The sequence below is a fragment of the Photobacterium sp. WH77 genome (assembly GCF_022014395.1).
GTDB classification, from domain to species: Bacteria; Pseudomonadota; Gammaproteobacteria; order Enterobacterales; family Vibrionaceae; genus Photobacterium; species Photobacterium arenosum.
The window spans coordinates 234,693-261,453 of the sequence record NZ_JAKLTE010000005.1 but is presented as its reverse complement, the minus strand read 5'-3'; the positions used below and the strand labels follow the sequence as shown (position 1 = coordinate 261,453).

General features: G+C 52.5%; 21 protein-coding genes and 12 tRNA genes. 1 reads left to right on the top strand and 32 read right to left on the bottom strand.

Annotated elements, in window-relative coordinates; genetic code table 11:
- Positions 1–66 precede the first annotated feature (66 nt).
- From gshA to pncC, 21 genes are all read right to left on the bottom strand, one after another.
- The gene (gene gshA, locus L6J37_RS07740; protein ID WP_237794714.1) at positions 67–1,656 is read right to left on the bottom strand and encodes a glutamate--cysteine ligase; all 1,590 of its coding nucleotides are present in this window, start codon (positions 1,654–1,656) and stop codon (positions 67–69) included.
- A gap of 192 nt (positions 1,657–1,848) precedes the next feature.
- The gene (locus L6J37_RS07735) at positions 1,849–4,701 is read right to left on the bottom strand and encodes a M16 family metallopeptidase (RefSeq protein ID WP_237794700.1); all 2,853 of its coding nucleotides are present in this window, start codon (positions 4,699–4,701) and stop codon (positions 1,849–1,851) included.
- Between the two features lie 35 nt (positions 4,702–4,736).
- Positions 4,737–5,159, bottom strand: a complete 423-nt coding sequence (locus L6J37_RS07730; RefSeq protein WP_237794698.1) for a YqaA family protein — start codon at positions 5,157–5,159, stop codon at positions 4,737–4,739.
- A gap of 3 nt (positions 5,160–5,162) precedes the next feature.
- A complete protein-coding gene (locus L6J37_RS07725) occupies positions 5,163–6,113 on the bottom strand; it encodes an NADP-dependent oxidoreductase (protein WP_237794696.1) in 951 nt (316 codons plus the stop codon).
- Between the two features lie 165 nt (positions 6,114–6,278).
- Positions 6,279–6,355 (bottom strand) — tRNA-Arg (locus tag L6J37_RS07720).
- A gap of 37 nt (positions 6,356–6,392) precedes the next feature.
- Positions 6,393–6,469 (bottom strand) — tRNA-Arg (locus L6J37_RS07715).
- 46 nt (positions 6,470–6,515) lie between these two features.
- A tRNA-Arg gene (locus L6J37_RS07710) sits at positions 6,516–6,592 on the bottom strand.
- A gap of 38 nt (positions 6,593–6,630) precedes the next feature.
- Positions 6,631–6,707: transfer RNA gene (locus L6J37_RS07705), tRNA-Arg, on the bottom strand.
- A gap of 47 nt (positions 6,708–6,754) precedes the next feature.
- Positions 6,755–6,831: transfer RNA gene (locus L6J37_RS07700), tRNA-Arg, on the bottom strand.
- 47 nt (positions 6,832–6,878) lie between these two features.
- Positions 6,879–6,970 (bottom strand) — tRNA-Ser (locus L6J37_RS07695).
- 10 nt (positions 6,971–6,980) lie between these two features.
- Positions 6,981–7,057: transfer RNA gene (locus L6J37_RS07690), tRNA-Arg, on the bottom strand.
- A gap of 46 nt (positions 7,058–7,103) precedes the next feature.
- A tRNA-Arg gene (locus L6J37_RS07685) sits at positions 7,104–7,180 on the bottom strand.
- 44 nt (positions 7,181–7,224) lie between these two features.
- A tRNA-Ser gene (locus L6J37_RS07680) sits at positions 7,225–7,316 on the bottom strand.
- Between the two features lie 11 nt (positions 7,317–7,327).
- Positions 7,328–7,404: transfer RNA gene (locus L6J37_RS07675), tRNA-Arg, on the bottom strand.
- 47 nt (positions 7,405–7,451) lie between these two features.
- Positions 7,452–7,528: transfer RNA gene (locus tag L6J37_RS07670), tRNA-Arg, on the bottom strand.
- A gap of 41 nt (positions 7,529–7,569) precedes the next feature.
- Positions 7,570–7,661, bottom strand: a tRNA-Ser gene (locus L6J37_RS07665).
- A 218-nt stretch (positions 7,662–7,879) separates the two neighbouring features.
- Entirely contained in the window at positions 7,880–8,077 is a 198-nt protein-coding gene (gene csrA, locus L6J37_RS07660; RefSeq protein ID WP_237794694.1) for a carbon storage regulator CsrA, read from the bottom strand.
- Between the two features lie 329 nt (positions 8,078–8,406).
- The gene (alaS, locus tag L6J37_RS07655) at positions 8,407–11,031 is read right to left on the bottom strand and encodes an alanine--tRNA ligase (protein WP_237794692.1); all 2,625 of its coding nucleotides are present in this window, start codon (positions 11,029–11,031) and stop codon (positions 8,407–8,409) included.
- Positions 11,032–11,218: 187 nt separating this feature from the next.
- The gene (gene recX, locus L6J37_RS07650) at positions 11,219–11,680 is read right to left on the bottom strand and encodes a recombination regulator RecX (RefSeq protein WP_192015710.1); all 462 of its coding nucleotides are present in this window, start codon (positions 11,678–11,680) and stop codon (positions 11,219–11,221) included.
- Positions 11,681–11,866: 186 nt separating this feature from the next.
- The gene (gene recA / locus L6J37_RS07645; protein ID WP_192015711.1) at positions 11,867–12,931 is read right to left on the bottom strand and encodes a recombinase RecA; all 1,065 of its coding nucleotides are present in this window, start codon (positions 12,929–12,931) and stop codon (positions 11,867–11,869) included.
- Positions 12,932–13,059: 128 nt separating this feature from the next.
- Positions 13,060–13,548, bottom strand: coding sequence for a nicotinamide-nucleotide amidase (pncC, locus tag L6J37_RS07640; protein ID WP_192015712.1), 489 nt, complete (start codon positions 13,546–13,548; stop codon positions 13,060–13,062).
- Between the two features lie 162 nt (positions 13,549–13,710).
- On the opposite strand from pncC, the gene mutS reads away from it, so the two are divergent.
- Positions 13,711–16,281 carry a DNA mismatch repair protein MutS gene (gene mutS / locus L6J37_RS07635; protein WP_192015713.1) on the top strand — a complete coding sequence of 857 codons (2,571 nt, stop codon included), beginning with the start codon at positions 13,711–13,713 and terminating at the stop codon, positions 16,279–16,281.
- A gap of 144 nt (positions 16,282–16,425) precedes the next feature.
- On the opposite strand, the gene rpoS is transcribed toward mutS, so the two are convergent.
- The 11 genes from rpoS to mazG all read right to left on the bottom strand — a co-directional run bounded on the left by rpoS (position 16,426) and on the right by mazG (position 26,692).
- Positions 16,426–17,433: an RNA polymerase sigma factor RpoS gene (gene rpoS / locus L6J37_RS07630; RefSeq protein WP_192015714.1), complete on the bottom strand. Its 1,008-nt coding sequence runs from the start codon at positions 17,431–17,433 to the stop codon at positions 16,426–16,428.
- Positions 17,434–17,487: 54 nt separating this feature from the next.
- The gene (locus L6J37_RS07625) at positions 17,488–18,405 is read right to left on the bottom strand and encodes a peptidoglycan DD-metalloendopeptidase family protein (RefSeq protein WP_442957003.1); all 918 of its coding nucleotides are present in this window, start codon (positions 18,403–18,405) and stop codon (positions 17,488–17,490) included.
- A gap of 147 nt (positions 18,406–18,552) precedes the next feature.
- A complete protein-coding gene (locus tag L6J37_RS07620; RefSeq protein ID WP_192015716.1) occupies positions 18,553–19,182 on the bottom strand; it encodes a protein-L-isoaspartate(D-aspartate) O-methyltransferase in 630 nt (209 codons plus the stop codon).
- A 2-nt stretch (positions 19,183–19,184) separates the two neighbouring features.
- Positions 19,185–19,934 carry a 5'/3'-nucleotidase SurE gene (surE, locus tag L6J37_RS07615; RefSeq protein WP_192015717.1) on the bottom strand — a complete coding sequence of 250 codons (750 nt, stop codon included), beginning with the start codon at positions 19,932–19,934 and terminating at the stop codon, positions 19,185–19,187.
- On the bottom strand, positions 19,915–20,979 hold the full coding sequence (truD, locus tag L6J37_RS07610; RefSeq protein ID WP_237794688.1) for a tRNA pseudouridine(13) synthase TruD: 1,065 nt from the start codon (positions 20,977–20,979) through the stop codon (positions 19,915–19,917). The genes surE and truD overlap by 20 nt, the downstream gene beginning before the upstream one ends.
- A 30-nt stretch (positions 20,980–21,009) precedes the next feature.
- Entirely contained in the window at positions 21,010–21,483 is a 474-nt protein-coding gene (gene ispF, locus L6J37_RS07605; RefSeq protein WP_192015719.1) for a 2-C-methyl-D-erythritol 2,4-cyclodiphosphate synthase, read from the bottom strand.
- Complete coding sequence (gene ispD / locus L6J37_RS07600; RefSeq protein ID WP_237794686.1) at positions 21,483–22,178, bottom strand: 2-C-methyl-D-erythritol 4-phosphate cytidylyltransferase; 696 nt, start codon at positions 22,176–22,178, stop codon at positions 21,483–21,485. Before ispD ends, ispF begins: the two co-directional genes overlap by 1 nt.
- Before the next feature lie 37 nt (positions 22,179–22,215).
- A complete protein-coding gene (ftsB, locus tag L6J37_RS07595) occupies positions 22,216–22,497 on the bottom strand; it encodes a cell division protein FtsB (RefSeq protein ID WP_192015721.1) in 282 nt (93 codons plus the stop codon).
- A 187-nt stretch (positions 22,498–22,684) separates the two neighbouring features.
- The gene (gene eno / locus L6J37_RS07590) at positions 22,685–23,986 is read right to left on the bottom strand and encodes a phosphopyruvate hydratase (RefSeq protein WP_192015722.1); all 1,302 of its coding nucleotides are present in this window, start codon (positions 23,984–23,986) and stop codon (positions 22,685–22,687) included.
- A gap of 83 nt (positions 23,987–24,069) precedes the next feature.
- Complete coding sequence (locus L6J37_RS07585) at positions 24,070–25,710, bottom strand: CTP synthase (protein WP_192015723.1); 1,641 nt, start codon at positions 25,708–25,710, stop codon at positions 24,070–24,072.
- Between the two features lie 169 nt (positions 25,711–25,879).
- Positions 25,880–26,692 carry a nucleoside triphosphate pyrophosphohydrolase gene (gene mazG / locus L6J37_RS07580; protein ID WP_237794684.1) on the bottom strand — a complete coding sequence of 271 codons (813 nt, stop codon included), beginning with the start codon at positions 26,690–26,692 and terminating at the stop codon, positions 25,880–25,882.
- Positions 26,693–26,761: the final 69 nt, after the last annotated feature.

The window sequence follows — 26,761 nt, the reverse complement described above, 5'->3', positions numbered from 1 at the left end:
GTCATCCCTGCGAAATTGTAATTTTATTGGGCAGCAAGGTCGCTGCCCGTTTTTTTATCTCTGCTGTTACGCTTTCTTAAACGGATTTTGTTGCAGATCCGCAAAATAATCAGCCAGAAACGTTTCAAAAGACACCTCATCAGCCTGCTCGATTTGCTGCTGTTTCATCACAGAGGCTGCCGCTTCCGACTCAAAATCAGACTGAGAATACCGGCTGTAACTCTGCTTATCCAGCCACTCGGCATGCTTTGCAGCTAATTCCAGGCCAAACTTACCGATGCCTTCATTGGCTTCAATGTGACGCAAGACTTGCGCAGACAATGTCAGTTCAGGATTATTGACCCACCCGGTCAGGGTTGCCAGTGTTTGCTGGTAGCTGTTGCCACCGTTAGCCTGATCCATGGCCACAGCAACCTGCTCCAGCTCAGAGAAGACGCGCAAGGCCCAGTCACGCAGCGGCAAACGTTCGCCACGGCAACCGATTTGCAGCTGCAGCTCAGGATCCCGCCCCTGCAGTACCACTTTCTTCCAGTTGTCACGCCAGCAGGCCAGTTCGGCATCATCCATATCATCAGACGGCGACAAGACCGCCCAGGTCAGGAAGAGATCCAAAAAGCGGACCTGTTCAGAGGTGATACCTATCGGGCTGAATGGGTTGACATCCAGTGAACGCACTTCAATGTACTCCACACCACCCCGCTCAAGGGCTTCAGACGGTTTCTCGCCGCTGTTGGTCACTCGCTTGGGACGGATCGGCGCATAAAGCTCGTTTTCAATCTGCAGCACATTGGTATTCAGCTGGCGCAATTGACCGTCGACGTTAACGCCGATATCGGCAAATTCTTCAGACGGGGTATGGATCGCTTTCTGTAAACCGTCCAGATACTGAGCCAGATGATTAAAGCCAATCTTCAGTGCACTCTGGGCATGATTGGTATACCCCAGATCGCTCAGACGCAGTGCGGTAGACTTCGGCAGGAAATAGGTGCCTTTACCTGTCTTTTGAAAATCGAGCTTAGCGCCGTCTTTTTTCAGGAATGAGCCACACAACGCCGGAGAAGCACCGAACAGATAAGGGATCAGCCAGCCAAACCGGTAGTAGTTTCGGATCAAGGCAAAATACGACTCAGACACTGAAGCCTGACGCTCGTCTTCGCTCTGATCACCAAACAACTGTTGCCAGAAACTGTCCGGAAAGGAAAAGTTGAAATGTACACCAGAGATAATCTGCATGATGCTGCCGTAGCGGCGTTTCAACCCTTCACGATAGAGGGTTTTCATCCGGCCAATGTTGGAGCTGCCATATTGTGCCAGTTCGATATCCGACTCATCACCGACATAACAAGGCATGGACATAGGCCAGAGCATTTCGCTGCCCAGCTGGCTGTAGCTGAATTTATGGATATCGGACAATTGAGATAACAGCTCATCGACATCTCGAGACACCGGGGTAATAAACTCCAGCAGAGACTCAGCAAAGTCCGTTGTTACCCACTTATTGGTCAGGGCCGAACCCAGGCCGACAGGGTGCGGTTGAGTGGATAACTTCCCTTGCGGGGTTATTCGTAACGCTTCCCTTTCCAGGCCACGACCGAATTGTGTCAGCGCTTGCGGATTGGCCGACACCCTCTCTAACCTTTGTGAAAAATCCATCAGGCTGTTCTCAATCATCACTATCACAGGGGAGCTAGGGTAATCATAATTCTTGCTGATTACCATGATTATTGTTGATTTAGCAAAGGGTTTCCTGCCTGTGGTAACGGCAACAATAAAAAAAGCCGATACATAGAGTATCGGCTGATATCTTAAGCTGAATACTGGCTTAATACGCCGGTAATTATGCTGATCTTACTGCATGGGTTTTAAAGGATGAACCGGCATATTCAGTGTTTTCAACTGCGGCAACAATGACTGCGCATCCCCCACCACAATAATTTGGTAATCCTTGGGATCAAACCATTTTGCCGCCAGCTCATTGAGCCTGTTTTTACTGATAGAAGCCGTGATCGCATTGCGCTGCGACACAAAGTCATCCTCAAGCTGATAGGTCATGATCTGCCGCAGCAAATCCGCTTTATCACTCGGGGTTTCATAGCTCAGTGCCTCTTGCTGACCTACCGCCAGACGCATAAAGGCCAGCTCATCATCCGTCAGGCCGCTGCTGCTGTAGTTCGCCAGCTCTTTCATCATTTCCTTGATCGCCGGTAAGGTCACATCGGCACGCACTTCGGCATAAAACACAGAGAGCCCGGCTTCTTTATTGCCGCTCTGATAACCACCGGCACCATAGGTGTATGCCTTATCCTCGCGCAGATTAAGATTAATCCGGCTGTTAAAATTGCCAGCCAGATTAAAGTTAGCCAGCTGGAGTTCGAACTGTTCACCCGTGGCATCGTACGGCAGGCCATTACGCACTAAGCGTACCGTACTTTGCGGCGCTCCCGGCTTATCAACCAGCCAGATTGCCGGTTTCGACCGGACAGGCAGCGCAGGGGTAACATAACTGGGTGCCGGCGCCCCCTGCCAGCTTGACAGAAATGACAGATGTGATGTCAGCTCTGCGGGCTGGACATCGCCAACGACGGCCAATTGTGCCCCATTGGGGGTGTAGAAGCGCTGATAAAACGCTTTGACATCGTCCAGTGTCATTGACTGAACCGACGCCAGCGTGCCATCCGAAGGACGACCAAACACAGTCTTGCCGTACAACACCTCGCGGGTGGCCTGACTGACCAGCCAGCTCGGTCGCTGATGATCATACACCAGGCCTTCCAGCGCCTGCTGTTTGACCCGGGTAAAATCCTCTTCATTGAAGGCTGGTTCGAACAAACGCTCCTGCATAATAGCCAGCGTTTCATTGAGGTGCTTCTTCAGGGAAGTAACAGAAACAACAGACCCGTACATACCTGATGAGAAGGTCACAGTACTGCCCAGCGTATCAAGGCGGGACACCAAATCTTCCGATGAATGGCGCTTGCTGTCTTCTGCCAGCATCGCAGCAGTGAGCTCGGCCAGCCCCTCTTTGCCAACAGGTTCATAGCGGCGGCCAGCCGGTAAAACCAATTGCAATTCCACGGTCGGGGTTTCATCGTACTGGGTGCCCAGCACTGCAATACCGTTAGCCAGCGTGAAGCGGTATAACTCTGGCACCTGAGCCGTAACCGGCTCTGAAGGCTGTGGCATCACTGAGCGGTCAAACCCTTCGCGCTGTGGCTCGCGCAGGTTCAGCTCATTGTCCTGAACGGATTTGTGCTCAGGAATAAGGCGAGCTGCCGGACGGTAGTTGGCTTTGGCAGCGGCCATCTCTGTACGCCCGTTTGGCACAGTACTGAGCACCACTTTGGGCTGGTTCTCCACATAACGCCGGTATACCGCCTCCACGTCAGCGGGTTTAACATTACGCAAATTGGTCAGCTCGGTACCCAAACGGTTTGGATCACTGTAAAAGGTCTGGTAAGCCGCCAGCTGCGCCACTTTGCCATGCACACTTTGCAGGCCAAAAATGGCAGAGGCTTCAGCCATGCCTTTCATTTCATCAAGTTCTTGTTGGTTGACACCGCGCTGAGCCAGACTGCTGAGCACTGTGCTGACGTCGTCATAAATGCGGTCCAGCTGTCCTTGCTCACCACTCTGGCCGATGGCATAGACATACATAGTACAGGCCAGCTCACCACAGTCGTGATAGGCTCCGGCATCCACCACTTTTCCGGTTTTCACCAAGGCCTGGTACAAGATACTGTTCTTACCGCCCCCTATGACTTTCGCCAGCATATCCAGCGATGCATCATCCGGCGCCCCTTTGTGCGAGGTCGGCCATGCCATCATCAGCATAGGCTGCTGAATATTGTCTTCCAGGGTCAGGTATCGGTCAGCATCCAGCTTAACGGGCGCTTTCGGCGGATTATCAACTTTCGGTCCACGCGGAATATCACCAAAATACTTCTGTACCCATGCCAGTGTTTCGGCTTTATCAATATCACCACCAATGGTCAGTGTGGCGTTATTCGGCCCGTACCAGCGCAGAAAGAAGGCTTTCAAATCGTTAACATCAACCCGGTCCAGATCGTCAACATAGCCGATAGGCTGCCACGAGTAAGGGTGTGTCCGCGGGAAAAGTGCCTCGCCAATCCGCTCACTCACCATGCCGTAAGGACGGTTCTCATAGCGTTGTGCACGCTCGTTTTTTACCGTGGCGCGCTGAATCTCAAATTTGTGCTGGGATACGGCACTCAGCAAAAAGCCCATGCGGTCTGATTCCAGCCAGAGCACTTTCTCCAGCTGATTCGACGGCACAGTTTCAAAGTAATTGGTACGGTCACGGTTGGTTGTGCCATTCATCGTACCGCCGGCTTCGGTGATCAGGCGAAAGTGCTCCTGATCGCCGACATGTTTGGAGCCCTGGAACATCATGTGTTCGAAGAAATGGGCAAAACCTGACTTGCCTAATTGCTCGCGGGCTGATCCCACATGATAAGTCACATCCACATGCACGATAGGATCTGAGTTATCCTCATGCAGGATCACCGTCAGGCCATTATCCAGCACATATTTGCTGTAAGGGATCACGACTTCAGCGCTGGTGTCCGATACACTTTCGACAAAATGCACACCATCAGGCAATGACTGTGCCTGTTCGGGGGGCGTCTGACTGCTGCATCCGCTAAGGACCAGCAACACAAGGCTCAGAATCCGCTTTTGCACGTTCGCCTTCCTTCTATTAGTTTCAGAGTGAAAAATCAAAACAGCAGCACCAGTATGACGTACCGCACGGCTTTGCCGATGAGAATAAACAAGGCACAGAGTCCTGCCCGCATCCGCAGCCAGCCTGCAGCCAGGCAAAGCGGATCACCCACAACAGGCACCCAACTGAGCAGCAGGCTCCAGTAACCGAATTTTTTTATCCAGGCAACAGCTTTAGTATGACTCTGATTTTCTTCAGAAGTTTTATCGGGTAAACAACGTCCCAGATAATAACTCACCATTCCACCGACAGTATTGCCCGCAGTGACAACGGTAACCAGCAGCCATGCCGGCTGTGACTGAGCACTGAGAGCGGCCAGAAGGCCGGCTTCCGAGCCTCCCGGCAGCAAAGTCGCGCTGAGTAAGCCAGTGAAAAACAGCCCCCACAACAGAGCTTCGCCAGACCAACTCCAATCCATTCGTCAGTCTTTCATTACCAGAACTATTTTGCCGCGGGTACGACCCGTTTCTATCTGACGGTGTGCCTCCGCGCCCTGCACAAGCGGGAACTGCTCTGTTATCAACACTGTCAGATCACCTTCTGCCATCATAGCCAGCATCTGATCGTTCTGCGCCACCGAAGGGGATACCAGCATACCTTGTGCATGCAAGCCGATGACTTTTGCCGCTGCGGTCACACTCTCTGCCGTGATGGTCGGCACAGTCACCACACGACCGCCCGGTTTAACACAAGACAAAGCTGCCACGCCTATTTCGCCTCCAACCAGATCGATCAACACATCCACCGCCTGTAGCTGAGCTGCCAGCTCACCTTTTTGGTAATCCACCGCTTGTGCGCCCAGAGAGGAGACGAAATCCTGATTATCCGCCGAACAACTGGCCACGACCTCAGCACCTTTGTGGCATGCCAACTGTATCGCCAGATGACCCACTCCACCAGCACCGGCTAAGATCAAGACCCGCTCACCGGCCTGCACTGATGCTTTTTCCAGTGCCTGCCAGGCCGTTTGCCCCGCCAAAGGTAACGCCGCCGCTTCTGCTAAGGGTACACCATCCGGCACCGGACTCAGGCTGTCCGCCTCAGCCAGTACCTGCGTACTGTATCCACCGCCTTGCAAAGGAAACCCGATAAAGCCGCACACTCTCTGCCCTGCGCTCCATTCAGTGACCTCCTCGCCAACGGCGGCGATGACGCCGGCAACATCATAGCCCGGCACCCAAGGCAGCTTGTCCCGGTTTTGCTGCGCAGCCCAACCTAAGCCTGCCCGGGTTTTGGCATCAATAGGATTGACGCCTGAATAAGCCACATCGATCAGCACCTGCCGCCCTTCCGGCGCAGGGATCTCGATCGATTGCAGCTGAAGACAGTGGACATCGCCAAAGGCAGTAATAGCAAGCTGTTGAGTTGTCATGGTTATTTTCCTTCTAAATCCGGTGGAATCCTTAGCCTTATCATCGCAAGGCAAGCCAAAACTACCCCTTTCCACACAGAAATACCAGTGGTTGCAGGCAAGGCTCAGAAGAGAAACGGGAAATACAGACAATAAAAAACCCAGCCGGGGCTGGGTTTATAAGGATGGCGCGTCCGGGAGGATTCGAACCTCCGACCGCCTGGTTCGTAGCCAGGTACTCTATCCAGCTGAGCTACGGACGCGCAGAGCAGATGCGTGAAAAATCACGACTTGAAATGATGGCGCGCTCGGGAGGATTCGAACCTCCGACCGCCTGGTTCGTAGCCAGGTACTCTATCCAGCTGAGCTACGAGCGCGCAGAATTGGTTGTAGTCGTTACAATCCATTGAAACTTGAAAATAATGGCGCGTCCGGGAGGATTCGAACCTCCGACCGCCTGGTTCGTAGCCAGGTACTCTATCCAGCTGAGCTACGGACGCGCAGAATTTTCTGCGTGAAAAATCACGACTTGAGATGATGGCGCGCTCGGGAGGATTCGAACCTCCGACCGCCTGGTTCGTAGCCAGGTACTCTATCCAGCTGAGCTACGAGCGCGCAGAATCAGTTTTTGAAGTAGCAGTCCATTGATACTTGATCAAATATGGCGCGTCCGGGAGGATTCGAACCTCCGACCGCCTGGTTCGTAGCCAGGTACTCTATCCAGCTGAGCTACGGACGCGCAGGGTCTCACACAATATCTAAAGGGACTCTAGCTATTGGGAAGAATGGCGGTGAAGGAGGGATTCGAACCCTCGATACGGGATAAACCGTATACTCCCTTAGCAGGGGAGCGCCTTCAGCCTCTCGGCCACCTCACCACACAAATAATGGCGCGCTCGGGAGGATTCGAACCTCCGACCGCCTGGTTCGTAGCCAGGTACTCTATCCAGCTGAGCTACGAGCGCGCAGAAACTTGTGTTTTCACAATGTCTGACATTGCGATTTAAATAATGGCGCGTCCGGGAGGATTCGAACCTCCGACCGCCTGGTTCGTAGCCAGGTACTCTATCCAGCTGAGCTACGGACGCGCAGGTTTTACTTCTTGCTTTCAGTCATCACACTGAAGAAAGAATGGCGGTGAAGGAGGGATTCGAACCCTCGATACGGGATAAACCGTATACTCCCTTAGCAGGGGAGCGCCTTCAGCCTCTCGGCCACCTCACCACACTGTATAATGGCGCGCTCGGGAGGATTCGAACCTCCGACCGCCTGGTTCGTAGCCAGGTACTCTATCCAGCTGAGCTACGAGCGCGCAGAAACAGTTATTCAGCAGAGCCCTTGAGCCCTGCTTCTGAAATATGGCGCGTCCGGGAGGATTCGAACCTCCGACCGCCTGGTTCGTAGCCAGGTACTCTATCCAGCTGAGCTACGGACGCGCAATTTGCAAATACCACTTCTTTCAAACTGTTGAAAGGAATGGCGGTGAAGGAGGGATTCGAACCCTCGATACGGGATAAACCGTATACTCCCTTAGCAGGGGAGCGCCTTCAGCCTCTCGGCCACCTCACCGTCTTGCGGTCGCTCATATTACTGTCAGGCAAAAATAAGTCAAACACTTTATTGAGAAAAAGCGCCTTTCCATCGCTGGCTGAACACTTAATCACCAAACCGCTATCAAAATCTTCCCGGGTAGTGACTTCGTCATAATTTTCACTGACCTGGCGCGTTGTCTGCGGCCAAAAACAAAAAAGGCCAGCTAATTAGCCGACCTCTTTATAAAACAGGAATTAGTAGTTACCTGAACCCTGTGTTCCGGTATCTTTTTCTGCCTGTATACGCATGTAGATCTCTTCACGGTGAACAGACACTTCTTTCGGCGCATTAACACCGATGAGAACCTGATTTCCCTTTACGCCAAGTACGGTCACGGTTACTTCGTCACCGATCATTAGCGTCTCACCTACGCGACGAGTCAAAATTAGCATTCGATTGCTCCTTGAGTAATCTTACTTGTAATTAGTGTTTATAAAGCTTTTTTATACAAAAAAGCCCATAGAGTTCATGGTCACTGCTCAAGAAACAGCGAGAAGTGGGCGATTATCCAGACTTTAACAATCAACCACAAACATTTTCTGCATCTGGCGTACCACTCAGATCAGGCCCAAAAACTGTACTCGACCACTCGCCATTACATATTCTGTCAGGTTCAACGACTCAATTGTCTGTAATTATAGCACTTTTTGAATGATTGATGTCGACTGTACCACAGTCAACACCAACACTTAAGTCGCCGTTCTGCAATCAAGGCGCTTCGTTACAGACGCTCGGTCAGCCAAGGCGACACACTTTCCAGCGCGGCGGGTAACGCCCCAGCATCTGTACCGCCTGCCTGAGCCATATCAGGACGACCACCGCCTTTGCCGCCAACCTGCTGAGCCACCATATTCACCAGATCGCCAGCTTTCACTTTCGCGATCACATCTTTGGTGACTCCAGCGATCAGGCCAACCTTGCCGTCACTGACGTTACCTAAGACAACAACGCCGCTTCCCAGCTTGTTTTTCAGCTCGTCTACCATACCACGCAGTGCTTTGTTATCTGCACCGTCCAGCTTAGCAATCAAGACCTTAGTACCATTAATTTCTTGCACCTGATTAATCAGATCAGCACTTTCCTGGGCAGCCAGCTTGTCTTTCAGTTGCTGGATTTCTTTCTCCAGTTGCTTACTGTGGGTAACCAAAGCATTCACTTTGATGGCAACAGACGCTGAATCCGATTTCACCAGACTGGCCGTTTCGGCCAACAGACTGTCTTGCTCATGCAGCACCTCAATGGCGCCTTCACCTGTCACAGCTTCGATACGACGGACACCCGCGGCAATTCCCCCTTCCGACACTATCTTGAACAGGCCAATATCACCGGTCTGGCGGGCATGAATACCACCGCACAGCTCAGTCGAGAAGTCACCCATGCTCAGTACGCGCACTTGGTCATCGTACTTCTCTCCAAACAGCGCCATCGCCCCTTTGGATTTTGCGGATTCAATGTCCATGACATTGGTTTCAATCACATGGTTCAGGCGGATTTGTTCGTTAACAACGCGTTCAATCTTGCGCAATTGCTCAGGTTTGACTGATTCCAGGTGCGAGAAGTCAAAACGCAGGCTATCAGGTTTCACCAGTGAGCCTTTTTGAGCCACGTGCTCACCCAGCTCCTGACGCAGTGCCGCATGCAGCAGGTGCGTGGCAGAGTGGTTCAGACTGATAGCCGCACGGCGCTTAGCATCAACCTGGGCATTCACACGATCACCCACAGACAAAGATCCTTCGCTCAGGGTGCCCTGATGGCCAATAGCGTCGCCAAACTTCTGCGTGTCTTCAACGGTGAAAACCACACCCTTGGCGGAAAGCAGTCCTGTGTCGCCACACTGACCACCAGATTCAGCATAAAACGGTGTGTGATCCAGAATGATCAGCGCTTTGTCGCCGGCAGCCACAGTGTCCACCGCTTCACCGTCACGGAAAAGCGCCACAATCTGACCTTCACCCTGAGTGCCGTCGTAGCCGCAAAACTCAGTTTCCGCATCCACTTTCACGCTGTCGTTATAATCAACGCCGAACTGACCGGCTTCACGGGCACGCTGACGCTGAGCTTCCATGGCATTGTTGAAGCCTTCTTCATCAATGCTGAAACCACGCTCACGAGCGACATCGTTGGTCAGATCAGCAGGGAAACCATAGGTATCGTACAGTTTAAAGACAGTTTCACCGTCCAGCACTTTGCCATCCAATGCGTCAATCGCTTCATTCAGGATCGACATACCGCGATCCAGCGTACGACCAAAGTTTTCTTCTTCGATCTTCAACACTTTCTCAACCATAGCCTGTTGCTGTTTCAGCGTCTCACCCGCGCTGCCCATGACCTCAGCCAGAGGACCGACAAGCTTGTGGAAGAAAGCACCGGTTGCACCCAGTTTGTTGCCGTGGCGTACCGCGCGACGAATGATACGGCGCAGAACATAACCGCGGCCTTCGTTAGACGGCATCACACCATCCACAATCAGGAAAGCACAGGAACGAATATGGTCAGCAACAACCCGCAGAGACTGGTTAGTCAGATCGTCATAGCCAATCACAGAAGCCGCTTCTTTGATCAGCGCCTGAAAGATATCTATTTCATAGTTTGAGTGAACGCTTTGCATGATGGCCGCCAAACGCTCGATCCCCATCCCCGTGTCCACAGAAGGCTTAGGCAGCGAATCCATCTGGCCGTCAGCCTGGCGGTTAAACTGCATGAAAACGATATTCCAGATCTCAATAAAGCGATCGCCGTCTTCTTCCGGCGAACCCGGAGGACCACCCCAGATATGATCACCGTGATCGTAGAAAATTTCAGTGCAAGGTCCGCACGGGCCGGTGTCGCCCATCTGCCAGAAGTTATCAGACTCGTATGCCTTACCGCCGGTTTTGTCGCCAATGCGGATAATACGATCTTCCGGTAAGCCAATAACCTTGTGCCAGATATTAAAGGCCTCATCATCGGTCTGATACACAGTGACCAGCAAACGCTCTTTCGGCAGTTTCAGCACACCGGTCAGAAATTCCCAGCCATACTGAATTGCTTCTTCTTTGAAATAATCACCAAAGCTGAAATTACCCAGCATTTCAAAGAAGGTATGGTGACGGGCAGTAAAGCCGACATTCTCCAGGTCATTGTGTTTACCACCAGCACGTACACAGCGCTGCGCCGTGGTCGCTCGGGAGTAATTACGCTTTTCCAGACCCAGGAAAGTATCTTTAAACTGGTTCATACCTGCATTTGTAAACAGCAGGGTCGGGTCGTTGGCGGGAACCAGCGACGAACTTTCGACTATCTGGTGGCCTTTGCTTTCAAAAAACGTAAGAAACGCACGGCGAATCTCATCAGTGCTCATGTACATTTGACAATCCTGAATAATGCTGTGTTAATCCCCCTGCCTGCAACTGCGCCCCAGTTGCCTGCTGCCAAACAACAAAGTTCAGCTAACATGCAGGTTTAATCAATCTAAGATAAAAGGTTTACTGGCTATTGTAAAACAACGCGGGTTTGACGGGAAATGTTCTGTTAACACAATGGCAGAATCAGCCTCAGTATTCATCTTCAACCGCTAAGGCATACCGAATCTGGTCGAAATTAAAACCTCTTGATTGCATAAAACGTAACCGGCGTGCTTTTTCTTTCGGTGTGTCCATTTGAGTGTCACCAAACTTGCGCTGTGCCACCGCTCTGGCCTGTTCGAACCAATCCACTTCGGCATCTTCCAGTGCTTGCTTGATACACAAGTCATGCACCCCTTTCATTTTCATTTCCTGTTTGATACGCAACATGCCCCAGCCTTTTGATACCCCGTTACGCACTGCCATGGCCGCGTAACGGGCATCATCCAGCCAGTTGTAATCCTGGCAATAGGCAACAGCATCACTGACCTCCTGCTCGCTGTAGCCGCGCTGCTTGAGCTTCTGTTGCAACTCACGCTGGGCATGGTCACGCCGTGACAGATACCCCACAGCTGCTTCTTTGGCCGAGATTTTGGGCGCTTGCCTTCTCACCTTTACACCTCCCCGATTTACATTACCAAGCAAGATAGATTGCTGATTGATACCGATCTCTCTGAATACTTCGGTAGCTCAACCGTCAATACAAAACGGGCACTGGCATGGGTGGTTTCACCTCTGCACAGCGCCCGTTAAAGAATAACTGCTTCGGCTATCCAGCCGTGACATCATTCGTCGTGATTAAAAAGCTTCATCCTGAGCATCGACTTTATCTGTCTCTGCACTGGCCAGCTCAGCATCGGCTTCTGAAACAGTGGCAGGGTTCAGCAGCAACTCACGCAGCTTCTTATCAAGCTCTTCAGCAATTTCTGGATGCTCACCAAGGTACTTACAAACATTCGCCTTACCCTGACCAATCTTGTCGCCTTTATAGCTATACCAGGCGCCTGCTTTGTCTACTAGTTTATTCTTCACACCAAGGTCAACCAGCTCGCCTAAACGGTTGAAGCCCTGACCATAAAGTATTTGGGTTTCCGCTTGCTTAAACGGTGCTGCAATCTTGTTCTTGACCACTTTAATGCGGGTTTCGTTACCCACCACTTCATCGCCTTCTTTGATAGCGCCGGTACGGCGGATATCCAGACGAACAGAAGCATAAAATTTCAGTGCGTTACCGCCGGTGGTTGTTTCCGGGTTACCGAACATCACACCGATCTTCATACGGATCTGGTTGATGAAGATACACATACAGTTAGACTGTTTCAGGTTACCCGTCAGCTTACGCATGGCCTGAGACAGCATACGTGCCTGCAAGCCCATGTGCGAATCACCCATTTCGCCTTCAATTTCGGCTTTTGGTGTCAGGGCAGCAACTGAGTCGACCACTATCATGTCTACTGCACCGGAACGGGCCAGTGCATCACAAATTTCCAGCGCCTGCTCGCCGGTATCCGGCTGTGACACCAACAGCTGATCAATATCCACACCCAGCTTCTTGGCATAAATAGGATCCAGCGCGTGCTCAGCATCAATAAATGCACAGGTTTTACCCTTGCGCTGTGCGGCGGCAATAGTTTCCAGTGTCAGAGTCGTTTTACCTGATGACTCCGGACCATAAATTTCTACGATACGACCCATTGGCAGACCGCCGGCACCCAGTGCAATATCCAGAGACAGTGAACCGGTTGAGATGGTCTCAATGTCCATCGTACGGTTATCACCCAGCTTCATAATGGAGCCTTTACCGAACTGCTTTTCGATCTGACCCAGGGCAGCGGCAAGAGCCTTCTGTTTGTTGTCGTCCATTCGACTCTCCAACGGATGCTAATTCAATATTCAAATTACTGGTTAGTATACTGTCTATTCATACAGTGTCTAGCACTGTATGGCATTTTTTTCCTGACCAGCTACCGGGCCGGGCAAGAGTGTGATCTTCACTGCAGAGTATTCAGGCGCTCCAGTAAGCCTTGCAATGCGCGCTCGACCGCCTGCGCACGTACCGCCTGCCGGTCTCCGCTAAAATGACAGGTTTCGGCAACAAGCCAGCCTGTGGTATCCGCCCAGGCAAAACAGACAGTGCCGACCGGTTTATCCGGCGTGCCGCCATCAGGCCCGGCAATACCGCTGATAGCCACGCTGATAGAGGCCAGAGAATGTGCCAGCGCACCTTTCGCCATCTCCTGCACCACAGGCTCACTCACCGCGCCGTACTGAGTCAGAGTTTCAGGTTTAACGCCCAGCATCTCCTGCTTAGCTTCATTACTATAGGTAATAAATGCTCGGTCGAACCAGGCAGAACTGCCCGCAATATCCGTGATAGCAGCAGAGACACCGCCACCGGTACAGGATTCTGCTGTAGTGGCGAGCCATTGTTGGATTTTCAGTGCCTGACCAAGCTGCGCTGACATAGATGTCGTCACCATCGGCTTTCCTCCGTACACAGTCAATGCCGACACCTTACTAGGATGGTATGGGCGCTTCAAGCATTAGTCGCGACATGAAATTGCGCTTCCCCCCTTTGCCACTATTACGCTTTCACGTATCCTAGACAGCCTGATTTTTCTCGGTTTGATGCGGGCAACAGCGTGACAATAAAAGGTTTAGAAACACACACCCCCATGATGCAGCAATATTTGAGGCTTAAAGCTGAAAACCCTGATGTGCTGATGTTTTACCGCATGGGGGATTTCTATGAACTCTTCTTTGATGATGCCAAGCAAGCTTCTCAACTGCTGGATATTTCGCTCACCAAGCGAGGTTCAAGCAACGGTCAGCCCATTCCTATGGCTGGCGTGCCTTATCATGCCGTTGAAGGTTATCTCGCCAAGCTGGTTCAGTTAGGTGTTTCCGTCGCGATATGCGAGCAGATTGGCGATCCTGCCACCAGCAAGGGACCGGTTGAACGCCAGGTTGTGCGTATTGTCACACCCGGTACCGTCAGCGATGAAGCGCTGCTTCAGGAGAGACGCGATAACCTGATTGCGGCGATTTTCTGTCAGAATGGCCGCTTCGGCTATGCAACATTGGATATCACCTCCGGCCGTTTCATGCTGATTGAGCCCGATACCGAAGAAGCCATGCAAGCCGAGTTGCAGCGTACCAGTCCGGTCGAGCTGCTGTATCCGGAAGATTTTCCTTTACCTGGCCTTTTCAGCCATATGAAAGGGGCACGCCGACGCCCGGTGTGGGAGTTTGATCTGGACACCGCTCGTCAGCAGCTGACGCTGCAATTCGGCACCCGGGATCTGGTGGGGTTTGGCGTTGAAAACGATGAGTTCGGCCTGTGTGCGGCCGGCTGCCTGCTGCAATATGTGAAAGATACTCAACGCACCGCGCTACCTCACATTCGTGCCATCACCCGGGATACCCAGGAGCAATCGGTGATTCTGGACGCCGCTACCCGCCGTAATCTGGAACTGACCCAGAACCTGGCCGGCGGGACAGAGAATACGCTGGCTTCCGTGCTGGATCATACTGCCACTCCCATGGGCAGCCGTCTGCTCAAACGCTGGCTGCATCAGCCCGTCAGAAACCGTCAGCAGCTGAATCTGCGCCTGGATGCCATCGGCAACCTGAAAGACAGCGGCATGTTCGCCGAGCTGGCCGGTGTGCTGCGTCACATGGGCGATCTGGAAAGGATTCTGGCCCGACTGGCATTGCGCTCGGCCCGGCCACGGGATCTTGCCCGCATGCGTACGGCACTGCAGCACCTGCCCGCACTGGCTGAGCTGCTGGCCGAGTTAAACAGCGAATCACTGCGCCAGCTGGCTGAACAAAGCCAGCCAATGGACGAGATTTGCAGCCTGCTGGAACACGCTATCATTGAAAACCCGCCTGTCATTATCCGTGACGGGGGCGTGCTGGCACCTGGCTACAATGCCGAACTGGACGAATGGCGTGATCTGGCCGATGGTGCCACCAAATTTCTGGCTGAACTGGAAGAGCGCGAGCGTGAGCGCCATGACATCGACAGCCTGAAAGTCGGTTTTAATCAGGTGCATGGCTTTTATATTCAGATCAGTCGCGGTCAGAGCCACAAAGTACCGAGCCATTATGTTCGCCGTCAGACGCTGAAAAATGCAGAACGATACATTATCCCTGAGCTGAAAGAGCACGAAGATAAAGTGCTTAACTCCAAGTCCAAAGCGCTGGCACTGGAAAAACAACTCTGGGAAGCTCTTTTTGACAGCCTGTTGCCGCATCTGGCTCAGTTGCAGCAGACTGCAGCCGCGCTGTCGGAACTGGATGTACTGGCCAATCTGGCTGAGCGTGCAGATACCCTGAATTACTGCCGCCCGGCACTGAGCGATAAACCCGGCCTGGATATCAATGCCGGCCGGCACCCGGTGGTCGAGCAGGTGCTGGATGCGCCTTTCATTGCTAACCCGATCTCGTTACACCAAGATCGCCGCATGCTGATCATCACAGGTCCGAACATGGGCGGTAAATCCACCTATATGCGTCAGACCGCGCTGATCGCGCTGATGGCACATGTTGGTTCTTACGTACCGGCAGATTCCGCCACTATTGGGCCTTTGGATCGCATTTTCACCCGGATCGGTGCCTCTGATGATCTGGCCTCAGGCCGATCCACCTTCATGGTGGAAATGACGGAAACCGCCAATATTCTTCATAACGCCACGGAAAACAGCCTGGTACTGATGGATGAAATCGGCCGTGGTACCAGCACCTATGACGGACTTTCTCTCGCTTGGGCCAGTGCCGAATGGCTGGCTGAAAAAATCGCAGCCATGACGCTGTTTGCCACCCACTATTTCGAACTGACAGAATTACCGTCACTGATACCCGGGCTGGCCAATGTTCATCTGGATGCCATTGAGCACGGTGATGAAATTGCCTTTATGCACGCCGTGCAGGAAGGAGCTGCCAGCAAGTCTTTCGGTCTGGCGGTTGCCAGCCTGGCGGGTGTCCCTAAATCAGTGATTAAGCGAGCCAAGCAGAAGCTGCAGCAACTGGAGACCACGGGCCACCAGCACGCCATGGACCAGCCACAGGCGCAGCGCGCAGACAACCAGCAACTCTCGCTGATCCCTGAGCCCAGCGAAGTAGAAGAAGCGCTGGCGCGCCTGAATCCGGATGAGCTGACACCACGGCAAGCCCTGGATGAGCTGTACCGTTTAAAAGCGTTGCTGTAACGGGTTACAGGTAACGGATCAGGCACGATCAAGAAAGGACGCCGAAGCGTCCTTTCTTTTACCTTTTTATCTTGTTTCTTATTTCTTGTTTGTTCTTGTTGCTTCTTTCGTTGTGTCAGCATGCACTTAAGAAGTGCACTTGCCTCAAATTTCCTGGTTGAACAGGGATTCAATATTCAGGCCCTGATGTGTCAGCATGTCACGCAGGCGGCGCAGGCCTTCGACCTGGATCTGACGTACACGCTCTCGGGTCAGGCCAATCTCACGGCCGACATCTTCAAGGGTGGAGGCTTCATAGCCCAGCAGACCAAAACGTCGGGCCAGCACTTCACGCTGTTTGGGGTTCAGTTCCTGCAGCCAAGTGACAATAGAGGTTTTCATATCGTCATCTTGCGTGGAGGTTTCCGGGCCGCCACAACGTTCATCCGGGATGATATCCAGCAGGGCTTTTTCGGTATCACCGCCAATTGGGTTATCGACCGAGCCGACACGCTCATTCAGACGCAGCATGCGGTTCACATCATCCACCGACTTATCCAGCTGCAGGGCAATATCTTCCGCTGTGGGTTCATGATCCAGCTTCTGAGCCAGCTCACGAGCCGTACGCAGATAGACATTCAGCTCTTTCACCACATGAATCGGTAAGCGGATGGTCCGGGTCTGGTTCATGATAGCCCGTTCAATGGTCTGACGGATCCACCAGGTTGCATAGGTAGAGAAACGGAAACCGCGCTCAGGGTCGAATTTTTCCACTGCGCGGATCAGGCCCAGGTTGCCCTCTTCAACAAGATCCAGCAGGGCAAGACCACGGTTACTGTAACGACGGGAGATCTTCACCACTAAACGCAGGTTACTTTCGATCATGCGCTTACGGGCGACTTCATCACCCCGCAGCGCGCGGCGGGCATAGAGAACTTCTTCTTCGGCGGTTAAAAGTGGGGAAAAGCCGATTTCACCGAGATAAAGCTGAGTGGCATCCAGTGCTTTCTGAGTGACACTGTAGGACGAGATATCCAAATCTTCGTCGGCGTCATCAACCTCTGAGTCTGCTTTTGCTGAAACATCGGCTTCCTGTTCTTCAACATCGAGCTCCATCTCATCTTCAAACTCTTCATAGTTTTCGATATCAGTAGCTGCATTACTTCTGCTCATAGCGCCTCCCAGATAGCGTTTTGCAAATCCGGTTCACCACGCCCGAGCAGTCTGTCAGTTTGGCAGGTACTTGAGCGGATTCACTGACTTGCCTTTATAACGGATCTCAAAGTGCAGTCGGACATTGTTCGTTCCCGAGCTGCCCATCAAAGCAATTTTTTGCCCTGCGGTTACCGTATCTTGCTCTCTGACGAGTACTCTGTCGTTATGTGCATATGCACTTAAGTAGTCGTCATTGTGCTTTATAATGACAAGGTTGCCATAGCCCCGTAATGCATTGCCGGCATACACCACTTTCCCTGCAGCTGTTGCGTTGACGTCCTGGCCTCTCTGGCCTGCAATATCAATGCCTTTGTTACCATTATCACTGCTGGAAAAGCGGGAAACGACTCTTCCCTTCGCCGGCCATACCCAGGTATCAACCTTGTCAGCGACAGGTGCAGGCGACTTGCCTGCCTTGTCACTTGTGCCAACCTTACTTGTAACAACTTTGTTACTTTTTGAGTCTTGAGAGTACTCTTTTGTGGGAGCGCGATCAACATCTTTATTGACGCTTTTTTGCACGGTTTTTGCAGGTCTTGTAGCCGGATTAGCTTTAGTCTGAGGCGGTGTTTTAGCCGGTTTACTCGGGGGTGTTGATTTTACTGGTGGTTTAGCAACCGCCACAGCAGTTGTAGCTGCCGCCGTACCTGAAGCGGCGGCAGCTGTCGCAACTGGACCGACCACAACTACAGGTTGGTAAGGCACAGCTTCCCGCTTGGGTGACACTGGCGGTTTTTTATTGATAGATGGCGCAGGCTTAGCTGCCACTTTCTGGCCAAACTGAGGGGCTACGTATTTGGACTTCCACAGAAACAATTTCTGGCCGGGATATATCGTATAAGGGGGCGTCAGCTGATTAAGTGCAATCAAGTCGTTGACATCACGACCTGAAAGGTAAGAGATAAAATAAAGGGTGTCACCTTTTTGCACTTCATAGTAACTGCCCCGGTAGCTACCAGGCCGGGTGTTATCATAGTTCGCGCCATCAGGCGGATAAGTGGCACAGGCCGACAGCAACAAACAGGCTGCCAGTACCATCGGGAGTTTGTGCTTTTTTCCGCTAAAACCTTTCATGCGCTACGCCAGCTCCCCTGCCACCAGAGGCACAAATCGGACCGGCGCAATTTCATCTGTCACATAGTGACCATCCAGTAAGCGGATGCGTTTCAGCATCTGGTGCTGCTCACCGACAGGGATCACCAGGCGCCCCCCTTCAGACAGCTGCTCGAGCAACGCCGGCGGGACGACCTCCGCGGCAGCGGTCACTATGATGGCATCGAATGGCCCTTTACTTGACCATCCCTGCCAGCCATCACCATGCTTGGTCGAGATATTATGTAAGTCCAGCTGTTTGAAACGGCGCTTGGCCTGCCACTGCAAAGCCTTAATGCGTTCAACCGAGTAAACATGCTCCACCATACGAGACAGAATCGCGGTCTGATAGCCAGAGCCGGTACCAATCTCCAGCACTCGGGTGCCGGGTTGCAAGGCAAGCAACTCTGTCATTCTGGCCACAATATAAGGCTGTGAAATGGTCTGCCCACGCCCGATGGGCAGGGCATTATTCTCGTAAGCCTTGTGCGACAAGGCTTCATCAATAAAATGCTCACGGGGAACCGTATCCATTACCCGCAATACCCTACGGTCTGCTATCCCCTGCTGAGACAAATATTCCATCAGGCTATGGCGTTGTTCCGCATAGCGCATTATCAGTTGCTCTCCACTTGTTTCATCCACTGTGCCAAGTCGTCCAGCGCATCGTGTGCTGTCAGATCAACCTGAAGCGGTGTAATTGATACTTGCTTGTGTTCTATCGCATAAAAGTCTGTACCTGGCCCGGCATCCTGGCAACTCCCGGGGGGACCAAGCCAGTATATCGTTTTGCCGCGGGGATCAACGTCCCTGACCATTTTTTCCGCGCGGTGACGGGCACCCAGGCGCGTCACCTGCCATTCGCCCAGTTCAGACAAAGGCACATCCGGCACATTGATATTGAGAATTTTATTTCTCGGCAGAGGCTGGGCCATCAAACGCCCCACCACTTCTTTGACAACCTGAGCGGCCGTAGCAAAATGTTCACGACCGACTAAAGACACAGCAATGGCCGGTACGCCGAGAAAATGCCCTTCCGTCGCAGCAGCTACTGTGCCTGAATACAGCACATCATCACCCAGGTTGGCGCCGTGATTAATCCCGGCCACCACAATATCCGGTTTATCGGTCAGCCACTCGTTCAGCGCGAAGTGTACACAGTCTGTTGGTGTCCCTTCCACCGACATACGCCTGATGCCTTCTTCACGAACACGCAAAGGAGTTTCCAGTGTCAGTGAATTAGAGGCGCCGCTGCGATTACGATCCGGCGCCACCACATACACCTCACCCAGCTCTTTGAGGGTATCGGCCAGTGTATTGATTCCTTCAGCAAAGATGCCGTCATCATTACTGATCAAAATTCGCATATCTGCCATCCTTCTGCTCAGGCTCATCAATCAGTTCTCTTAATACTGCCGTGGCGAAACATCCCGCAGGCAAGGAGAACTGCACTTCCAGCTGATCAGCATGCAGTTGCCAGTGCATGTCCGCCGGACGCAGCATCAGGGGACGACGTTCGTGTCGCATCCTGTTATCGCGGATCAGTTTCAGCAGCAATGGCTCCTGCTCAATCACCGCCATTTCAAAAGCCGCCACCTCACCCTGGCTGGGCAGCGCATTGTCGCCGGTCACAGGCGCAGTAATCAGCCATTCGCCCGCCGCCACCTGTGCCTGCCATTCAGGCGTGATTTGCTCAACCAGCTGCCAGTCTTCTCTGCCCTGCTGCTGAACACAGTCGCCCGCTAACAAGGTATCTGCCTTGCCGTCGGCAATACGCTGGGACAACACCAGATTAAACAACCAGGAGCGGGCAGCTGACAGGTAGAAGCTGCGCTTACTCTTGTCGCGGACACGAAATTCATCGTTCCCCCAGGCTCTGGCTTTGACCACGTTATTACCGTCATGGCCAAAACGTTGCGCACCAAAGTAATTCGGCACGCCCTGCTGTTGAATCTTCTTCAGCCGCGCGTCGAGATCCTGAGGGTTATCCAGCTCGCTCAGACGCAACTCAAAATGGTTGCCGGCCAGATCGCCGGGACGCAGTTTTTTGTCGTGACGATCGGTCGCCAGCACTTCGACGCCTGGATGCTCGGCGACAAATGACGTCAAATCCGGGTCTGGTTTACCCGGCAGATGCACACTCAGCCACTGCTCGGTCACCGCGTGCCTGTCTTTCAGGCCAGCCCAGCTGACATCGCGGGATTTCACTCCGCACGCTTTCGCCAGCTCGTTGACAACATATTTGGTGTTCTCGCCGGTTTTACGGATCTTCACCATGAAATGCTCACCACTGCCGGTGAAGTCAAAACCCAGTTGCTCTTTGACGATAAAATCTTCCGGGCGAACTTTGCTTCGTCCCTGGCAGACAGGCTTACCATTCAGCCAGCTCAGGCTGTCCATATCAATTGTCATATTCTTTCCGTTATACAGGAAGGGGCGGCGTCAGAGCGAGCGCAGCAAAACGACCGCTTCGCAGGCTATGCCTTCTTTGCGGCCCGTAAAACCCAAACGTTCAGTCGTTGTGGCCTTTACATTAATATTATCGACCGTGGTGTCGAGATCGTCGGCAATGGTTTGGCACATTTGTTCAATATAAGGCGCCATTTTCGGTGCCTGCGCAATAATTGTGACATCCAGATTGCCCAGGCGGTAGCCTTTCGCTTTAACCTTGGCGTACACATCACGCAGCAACACGCGGCTGTCTGCCCCCGCCCACTCCGCATCAGTATCAGGGAAATGACGGCCGATATCGCCGGCACCTATCGCGCCCAGCAGCGCATCACACACAGCATGCAGAGCGACATCACCATCGGAGTGAGCAATCAGACCCTGTTCATAAGGCACTGCTACCCCGCCGATGATCACCGGGCCATCACCGCCAAACTTGTGTACGTCAAAACCGTGTCCAATTCGCATTATGCCTGCTCCTTTTGTCGTTGCTGCAGGTAAAATTCAGCCAGTGCCAGATCTTCAGGCTGAGTGACTTTCAGGTTATCAGCCCGACCGGGCACCAGCCGCGGCGAAAAGCCGCAATACTCCAGCGCCGATGCTTCGTCTGTGAGCACAGCCCCTTCCGCCAGCGATTTGACCATGGCATCTCTGAGCTGCCTGACCCGAAACATCTGGGGGGTCAATGCATGCCAGAGGTCGGTGCGATCCACTGTTGCCGCAATAGTTTGCCGGCCGTTACCACGTTTCATGGTATCGCGCACCGGCGCGGCCAGAATGGCGCCAAAGGCATGCTGCTGTGCCTGTTCAATCAGACGGGACAAATCATCCTGATGAAGGCAGGGACGGGCAGCATCGTGCACCAGTACCCAATCATTATCCGCCAGTGTGGCCAGGCCGGAAAACACTGAATCGGCACGTTCACTACCGCCTGATACCACGATGACATCCGGACGACAGGCCAGAGACAAATGATTAAAATAAGGATCGCCGTCACTGATCGCAATCACTACCCGGCTAATAGCGGGGTGTTGTAACAAGCTGTCCACCGTATGTTCCAGTATCGTTTTGCCTGCGATAACCAGATACTGCTTCGGCCTGTCGGCCTGCATACGACTGCCGACACCTGCAGCAGGCACTACCGCCGTTAAGGTTTGAGTCATGATGGGTTTACTGCCAAGTTAACGCTGAGTGGCCATCCTAGAGGGAATGGTCACCGACTATGCGGAAAAAAGTTTCTCCGGGCTTGATCATACCCAGCTCATGCCGGGCACGCTCTTCTACCGCTTCCAGGCCCTGATGCAAATCATTGATTTCTGCATACATCTGCTGGTTACGCTGAACCAGTTCGGCATTCGCTTTTTGCTGTAGCGCCACATTGTTTTTAAGCGCCATATAATCAGACATGCCATTCTTGCCGGACCAGAATTCGTACTGCAGCCAGGATAATACCAGCAGTAACACTGCACTGAATACACGCATGCAAGCCTCATTCTTGGGTGATTAACACAAGTCGACAGGCTATCTAATCAGCCTCTAAGCCGGTAATAATCCCATAAAGCGCCGTATGTGACCAGTTCCGGACCCGCCATTCGGACAGAAAAAAGCCGCTCTGTTGAGCGGCTTATCATCCGGGGTCACTCAAAGTGACAAAAGTGAAGCTTCAGACTTATGCCTGACCTTTCACTTCTTTCAGACCGTTATACGGTGCTTTCTCGCCCAGCGCTTCCTCGATACGGATCAGCTGGTTGTACTTAGCAACACGGTCAGAACGGCTCATAGAACCTGTCTTGATTTGACCTGCGGCAGTACCAACGGCCAGATCAGCAATCGTTGCATCTTCAGTTTCACCAGAACGGTGAGAGATAACGGCGGTGTAACCGGCATCTTTAGCCATCTTGATAGCAGCCAGCGTTTCAGTCAGAGAACCGATCTGGTTGAACTTGATCAGGATAGAGTTAGCGATACCTTTGTCGATACCTTCTTTCAGGATCTTGGTGTTAGTCACGAACAGGTCGTCGCCCACCAGTTGCAGTTTATCACCCAGCAGTTCTGTCTGGTGCTTGAAGCCATCCCAGTCAGACTCGTCCAGACCGTCTTCGATAGACACGATTGGGTACTGGTTCGCCAGATCCTGCAGGTAGAAGTTAAACTCTTCAGACGTGAAGATTTTGCCTTCGCCTTTCATGTTGTAGTTGCCTGCTTCTTTGTCGTAAAACTCAGAAGCCGCACAGTCCATCGCCAGCGTGACGTCTTTACCCAGTACATAGCCAGCCGCTTCAACAGCTTCTTTGATAGCAGCCAGTGCCGCAGCGTTAGATTCCAGGTTTGGTGCGAAACCACCTTCATCACCAACGGCTGTGCTCAGACCTTTGGCTTTCAGTACTTTTGCCAGGTTATGGAACACTTCAGCACCGATACGCAGACCTTCTTTCAGTGTTTTAGCACCTACTGGCTGGATCATGAATTCCTGGATGTCTACGTTGTTGTCAGCGTGCTCACCACCGTTGATGATGTTCATCATTGGCAGAGGCATAGAGAACTTGCCCGGAGTGCCGTTCAGTTCAGCAATGTGCTCGTACAGAGGCATGCCTTTTGCTGCCGCGGCTGCTTTTGCGTTCGCCAGAGAGACAGCCAGGATAGCGTTAGCACCAAACTTAGATTTGTTTTCAGTACCGTCCAGGTCGATCATGATTTGGTCGATGTCCGCTTGGCTTTTCGCGTCTTTACCAACCAGCGCCTGAGCAATAGGACCGTTAACCGCTTCAACGGCTTTCAGTACACCTTTGCCAAGGAAACGAGATTTGTCGCCGTCACGCAGCTCCAGAGCTTCGCGGGAACCCGTTGATGCACCAGATGGTGCCGCAGCCATACCAACAAAACCACCTTCCAGGTGGACTTCAGCTTCCACTGTCGGGTTACCGCGTGAGTCGATGATTTCACGACCCAAAACTTTAACGATCTTAGACATAGTGTTTCCTCTTGCTTTATTTTGATTTAAAAAAGCGAAAAAAAAGCTGCCGCACTCCATGTGCAACAGCTGTTTGTAACTGATTACTCTTCGAACTCACCACGCTGGTGCTGACCAGCCGCTTTGACGAACCCTTCAAACAAAGGATGGCCATCGCGAGGTGTTGAGGTGAACTCAGGGTGGAACTGAGCCGCCACAAACCAAGGGTGATTCGGCACTTCGATAATCTCTACCAACTTCTTGTCAGCAGACAGGCCGGAGATTTTCAGGCCCGCTTCTTTCAGCTGAGGCAGCAGGTTGTTGTTCACTTCGTAACGGTGACGGTGGCGCTCGTGAATTGTTGCACTGCCGTACATTTCACGGGCTTTGCTGCTCTCTTCCAGATGGCACAGCTGAGAGCCCAGGCGCATAGTGCCGCCCAGATCCGACTCTTCTGTGCGCTCTTCAACGTTACCTTCGCTGTCGACCCATTCAGTGATCAGGCCCACCACAGGATACGGTGATTTGGCATCAAATTCCGTTGAGTGTGCACCGCTCAGACCTGCCACGTTCCGCGCAAATTCGATCAGTGCGACTTGCATGCCCAGACAGATGCCCAGATATGGAATTTTGTTTTCACGCGCATATTGCGCTGTCATGATCTTGCCTTCAACACCACGACCACCGAAACCGCCCGGTACCAGAATCGCATCCAGACCTGCCAGCATTTCTACGCCTTTGGATTCAACATCCTGTGAATCTACGTACTTGATGGTCACAGACAAGCGGTTTTTCAGGCCAGCGTGCTTCAGTGCTTCGTTGACTGACTTATATGCATCCGGCAGTTCGGTGTATTTACCGACCATACCGATAGTGACTTCACCTGTAGGATTGGCATCTTCATAGATAACGCGCTCCCACTCGCTCAGATCGGCTTCCGGGGCGGTAATACCAAAGCGCTGACAAACCAGTTCATCCAGACCCTGCGACTTGATCAGCTGAGGGATCTTGTAGATGGAGTCAACGTCTTTCATTGAGATAACAGCTTTTTCCGGCACGTTACAGAACAAGGCAATCTTGGCTCGCTCATTGGCCGGAATCATACGGTCAGAACGGCAGATCAGCACATCCGGCTGAATACCGATAGACAGCAGTTCTTTGACTGAGTGCTGAGTAGGCTTGGTTTTCACTTCGCCGGCCGCGGCCAGGTAAGGCACCAGAGTCAGGTGCATAAACATTGCACGCTCACGGCCCAGCTGCACGCCCAGTTGGCGAATTGCTTCCATAAATGGCAGGGACTCGATATCACCAACAGTACCGCCCACTTCGACGATAGCAACGTCGTGGCCTTCTGCACCGGCAATCACACGCTCTTTGATAGCGTTAGTAATATGAGGGATGACCTGAATGGTCGCACCCAGATAGTCACCGCGACGCTCTTTACGCAGCACGTCTTCATAGACACGGCCAGCGGTAAAGTTGTTGCGCTTGGTCATCTTGGTACGGATAAAACGCTCATAGTGACCAAGGTCAAGGTCGGTCTCTGCACCGTCTTCCGTAACGAATACTTCACCGTGTTGAATCGGGCTCATGGTGCCGGGATCAACGTTAATGTAAGGGTCTAGCTTCATCATGGTCACTTTCAGACCACGGGCCTCTAAGATGGCCGCCAGTGAGGCTGCAGCAATACCTTTACCTAGGGAGGATACAACACCGCCCGTCACAAAAATGTAATTCGTTGTCATGTTTAACCTGGAAGATTGGTGTAGAGGATAAAAAGTATCTGGACGGGAAATTAGTATACCAGACACATTTTATTGCCACAACGTGAAAACTATCACAGTAAACCCAGACGCTTTTTGTTCCAAATCAAGCCCGGTATCCTTGATGGAAAGTCTGCTTACGGGTTAGTGCTCACTTTGATGCTGAATCAGACTTTTCCTTGCGCTTAACGTTTTCCCACTCGGCATCCAGCTCATCCAGTGAACATGCGTCAATCGACTTGCCCTGTTCCAGCACACAACGTTCCACTTCGCGAAACCGGCGCTCGAACTTACGGTTCGCTTTGTGCAAGGCCATTTCCGGTTTCACTTTCAGGTGCCGGCTCAGGTTAACAACAGCAAACAGCAGATCCCCGATCTCCTCTTCGATGCGTTCCTGACTGGGTACCGCCTGATGGGCTTCTTCCATCACTTCATCGATTTCTTCCTGCACTTTGTCAACGACCGGCCCCAGCGTTGGCCAGTCGAAACCCAGCTGGGCGCAGCGTTTCTGGATTTTATCGGCCCGGTTCAAAGCAGGCATTGCCTTAGGGATATTAGCCAGAATACTGTCATCCTGCCCTTTTTCTGCACGCTCTTTGGCCTTTTCCGCTTCCCAGTTCGCATGTATTGCTGCTTCATCGGCGAAATCTTTATCTGCAAAAACATGAGGATGGCGACGAATCAGTTTGTGATTGATCGCGCCGACCACATCATCAAAATCAAACAAGCTTTTTTCTTTCGCCAACTGGCTGTAGAAGATTACCTGAAATAACAAATCGCCCAATTCTTCCTTCACATCATCCCAGCTCTCTTCAGCGATGGCATCTGCCACTTCATAGGCTTCCTCCAGCGTGTGGGGCACGATAGAGGCAAAATCCTGTTTGAGATCCCAGGGGCAACCCCGCTGCGGGTCGCGCAGCTGCGTCATGATGGAAAGTAAGGTGTTGATGGGCTTATCGCTCATGATGGTTATCCTGTGCTCTGTGTCAGGTTGTTATTGGGCACAAAACGGGCCGGAGCCCGTTTTGTCGAT

What these genes read in the sequence shown, in the direction of transcription:
- ispD (WP_237794686.1), bottom strand. Translation starts at nt 22,178, where the DNA reads ATGACTCAAACCTTAACGGCGGTAGTGCCTGCTGCAGGTGTCGGCAGT.
- L6J37_RS07620 (WP_192015716.1), bottom strand. Translation starts at nt 19,182, where the DNA reads ATGCGCTATGCGGAACAACGCCATAGCCTGATGGAATATTTGTCTCAG.
- mazG (WP_237794684.1), bottom strand. Translation starts at nt 26,692, where the DNA reads ATGAGCGATAAGCCCATCAACACCTTACTTTCCATCATGACGCAGCTG.
- ftsB (WP_192015721.1), bottom strand. Translation starts at nt 22,497, where the DNA reads ATGCGTGTATTCAGTGCAGTGTTACTGCTGGTATTATCCTGGCTGCAG.
- L6J37_RS07725 (WP_237794696.1), bottom strand. Translation starts at nt 6,113, where the DNA reads ATGACAACTCAACAGCTTGCTATTACTGCCTTTGGCGATGTCCACTGT.
- rpoS (WP_192015714.1), bottom strand. Translation starts at nt 17,433, where the DNA reads ATGAGCAGAAGTAATGCAGCTACTGATATCGAAAACTATGAAGAGTTT.
- alaS (WP_237794692.1), bottom strand. Translation starts at nt 11,031, where the DNA reads ATGTACATGAGCACTGATGAGATTCGCCGTGCGTTTCTTACGTTTTTT.
- L6J37_RS07730 (WP_237794698.1), bottom strand. Translation starts at nt 5,159, where the DNA reads ATGGATTGGAGTTGGTCTGGCGAAGCTCTGTTGTGGGGGCTGTTTTTC.
- recA (WP_192015711.1), bottom strand. Translation starts at nt 12,931, where the DNA reads ATGGACGACAACAAACAGAAGGCTCTTGCCGCTGCCCTGGGTCAGATC.
- L6J37_RS07585 (WP_192015723.1), bottom strand. Translation starts at nt 25,710, where the DNA reads ATGACAACGAATTACATTTTTGTGACGGGCGGTGTTGTATCCTCCCTA.
- pncC (WP_192015712.1), bottom strand. Translation starts at nt 13,548, where the DNA reads ATGGTGACGACATCTATGTCAGCGCAGCTTGGTCAGGCACTGAAAATC.
- csrA (WP_237794694.1), bottom strand. Translation starts at nt 8,077, where the DNA reads ATGCTAATTTTGACTCGTCGCGTAGGTGAGACGCTAATGATCGGTGAC.
- ispF (WP_192015719.1), bottom strand. Translation starts at nt 21,483, where the DNA reads ATGCGAATTGGACACGGTTTTGACGTACACAAGTTTGGCGGTGATGGC.
- surE (WP_192015717.1), bottom strand. Translation starts at nt 19,934, where the DNA reads ATGCGAATTTTGATCAGTAATGATGACGGCATCTTTGCTGAAGGAATC.
- eno (WP_192015722.1), bottom strand. Translation starts at nt 23,986, where the DNA reads ATGTCTAAGATCGTTAAAGTTTTGGGTCGTGAAATCATCGACTCACGC.
- truD (WP_237794688.1), bottom strand. Translation starts at nt 20,979, where the DNA reads ATGACAATTGATATGGACAGCCTGAGCTGGCTGAATGGTAAGCCTGTC.